The organism is Paraburkholderia nodosa (genome assembly GCF_001718195.1).
In the GTDB taxonomy this organism is placed as follows: Bacteria; Pseudomonadota; Gammaproteobacteria; order Burkholderiales; family Burkholderiaceae; genus Paraburkholderia; species Paraburkholderia nodosa_A.
In genome coordinates this window covers 1-1,958 of sequence record NZ_MCNV01000066.1, presented here as the reverse complement: position 1 = coordinate 1,958, position 1,958 = coordinate 1, and the positions used below count along the sequence as shown (strand labels likewise).

1 protein-coding gene is annotated in these 1,958 nt (G+C 64.2%); it reads left to right on the top strand.

Features of this window, described 5'->3' with window-relative positions; all coding sequences use genetic code 11:
• The first annotated feature begins 391 nt into the window (after positions 1 to 391).
• Positions 392 to 1,900, top strand: a complete 1,509-nt coding sequence (gene ltrA, locus BFD71_RS38620; RefSeq protein WP_069269415.1) for a group II intron reverse transcriptase/maturase — start codon at positions 392 to 394, stop codon at positions 1,898 to 1,900.
• Positions 1,901 to 1,958: the final 58 nt, after the last annotated feature.

Genomic DNA, 1,958 nt, shown 5'->3' with positions numbered 1-1,958 from the left:
GTGCGCCGGTCTAAACCGGCAGAGTGTTGTGAATGAAAGAGTCATACGTTGAAGGCCTAGCCAGCCACGGCGGCCCCGAGTCATGCGTGTGTATCCGCAAGGATGCAGGCGAAGCGTTGATAGGGGTACGCGTGGGCCGGGTATTGAGCCGCGAAATACATGCCCCACGGCGAAAGTCGCGGGATGACCGGGGTGCCGAGGCGCTGGGAGTTCGCCGAAGGCCACACTGGTGCTGCCGCCATGGCGAGGCAGTGCCGGACCCCGCGCGGTCAGAGACCCCGCGCACGCGCGGAAACATTCTGCTCGGGAACCGGGAGATCCCGCACCCTGCTGCGCCGCGCTGGGAAGCGTCGGGCGCAGCGCGCATCGTGAAGCCTGAGGGCGTACGACGATGAGTTACGGGCGCGGGAAGTCGGACTGCTGCGTAGTACCGGAGAAGCTGCCGAACAAGGCTGCGGGTGAAACTCCTGCGGCGGCGGAGGCGGTGGAGGGAAGGCGGCAGGCCAAGGGCAATGCAGTCGCAGCGCGCATGTCCCGCAGATTGGGGCGGGAATATGACATGGGAACGGCGCTCGACGGCATACGACAGACGGCCAAAGGCCGACCGGGTGCGAAGTTCACCACCCTGATGCATCACATCTACGCGGTCGACCGCCTGCGGGCAGGCTACCTTGCGCTGCAGCGCAAGGCAGCTGCCGGGGTGGACGGCGAGACATGGCAGTCGTACGGACTGGAACTTGAGGCTCGGCTTCTGGACCTGTCCGACCGGCTGGCCCGAGGGGCTTACCGGCCCCAGCCTGTCAGACGCGTGTACATCGACAAGGCCGACGGCAGCAAGCGCCCGCTGGGCGTGCCGGCACTGGAGGACAAGCTCGTCCAGCTCGCCACGGTCGAGGTACTCAACGCGATCTACGAACAGGACTTCGTCGGGTTCAGCTACGGTTTCCGTCCCGGCAAGAGCGCACACAATGCGCTCGACGCTGTGAGCGTAGGTATCGAGCGCAGGAAAGTGGGCTGGATACTCGATGCGGATATCAGCAAGTTCTACGACACAATCGAACACGACTGGCTGATCAGCTTCATCGAGCACCGGATAGCGGACACGCGGGTGGTGCGGCTCATCAAGAAATGGCTGCACGCTGGCGTGCTGGAAGACGGCAGGCTGACGCAGAGTGAGGTGGGTACCGTTCAGGGCGGCAGTATCTCGCCGCTGTTGTCGAATATCTATCTCCATTACGCGTTCGACCTGTGGGTGAAGCAGTGGCGTGCAAGGCACGCCGAAGGCGACATGATCGTCGTGCGCTACGCCGATGATTGGGTTGCGGGATTCCAGTCCCGGCGGGACGCCACGCGCTTCCAGCGTGCGGTAACCGAACGGCTGGGCCGCTTCGGCCTGAAGCTGCACGAGAGCAAGACGCGGCTGATTGAGTTCGGGCGTTTCGCCCGCGAAAACTGCCGACGTCGCGACGGGAGCAAGCCGCAGACATTCGACTTCCTGGGCTTTACGCATTGCTGCGGAAAGAGCCGGAAAGGCGGGTTTGCGATCTTGCGATTGACCAGCGCGAAGCGCATGCGCGCCAAGCTGCTGTCGGTCAAGGAGCAACTGCGACGCCGCATGCATCAGACCATTGCCGAGCAAGGGCGGTACCTGCGCGCGGTGGTGGCCGGGCATGCCCGGTACTTCGGTGTGCCACGCAACGGCTCGCGCCTCGGGCGCTTCCGGGGCCACATTGCACGCCTGTGGTATCGGACCTTGCGACGCCGCAGCCAGACCTGTCGACTGACCAGGCAGCGAATGGAGCGCCTCGTCTTGCACTGGTTGCCTCCCGTGCGTATCTGCCATCCGTATCCGTCCCAGCGTCTGATCGTTACGACCCAAGGCAGGAGCCGTATGCGGTAATTCCGCACGTACGGATCTGTGGAGGGGGTGATGGGTGACCGTCATTCCTACTCCGACT